At 63.4% G+C, this 664-nt stretch carries 2 protein-coding genes; both read right to left on the bottom strand.

The genetic code is table 11. The features are described 5' to 3' along the window. Window positions 1-8: 8 nt before the first annotated feature. Window positions 9-263, bottom strand: a complete 255-nt coding sequence (gene moaD, locus A3730_RS02960) for a molybdopterin converting factor subunit 1 (protein WP_063518668.1) — start codon at window positions 261-263, stop codon at window positions 9-11. 1 nt (window position 264) lies between these two features. After that, on the bottom strand, window positions 265-664 hold a 400-nt coding region (gene moaC, locus A3730_RS02955), incomplete at its 5' end, for a cyclic pyranopterin monophosphate synthase MoaC (protein ID WP_063537443.1).

Below are 664 nucleotides of genomic sequence, written 5' to 3'. Positions count from 1 at the left end.
ATGAATCTTCATCCGCCGGTCACCGGCGGGAACAGGGCGACCACATCGCCATCCCGAACCGCCGCCTGCTCCTGGCTGAGCACCTCATTCACCGCCACCATATAGCGGGGTGTCGCCTCCAGCGCACCGGCCACCGACGCCTTGTCGTCGGCCAGCCATGCGACCAGGGCAGCCACCGTGTCGACACCATCCGGCGGCGTGACCGTCAGGCTGTCACTGCCCACCCGCTCACGCAGAGCAGCAAAGAAACGTATCTCGATCACCTTAATCCTCCCGACGGAACTGGCCACTGCGGCCACCGGATTTTTCCAGCAGGCACACCGATTCAATCACCATGCCCCGGTCCACCGCCTTGCACATATCATAGAGCGTCAGGCTGGCCACCGATGCGGCGGTCAAGGCCTCCATCTCCACGCCAGTGGTGCCCTTGAGCTTGCAGGTTGCCTGCACGCACAGCGCATCCGCTCCTTCCGGTTCGATGGTAACAGTGACACCAGTGAGCAACAGCGGGTGACACAGAGGAATCAGGTCCCAGGTCTTCTTTGCCGCCTGAATGCCGGCAATTCGGGCGGTGGCGAGCACATCACCCTTGGGGTGTTTGCCTCCCAGTATCATTTCCAGCGTGGCCGGCTGCATGCGCACCCGCGCCTGCGCAGTGGCGGTA

It is taken from the genome of Alcanivorax sp. HI0044 (assembly GCF_001634945.1).
The sequence above is the reverse complement of the archived record's forward strand: the minus strand, read 5'-3'. Positions and strand labels throughout refer to the sequence as shown.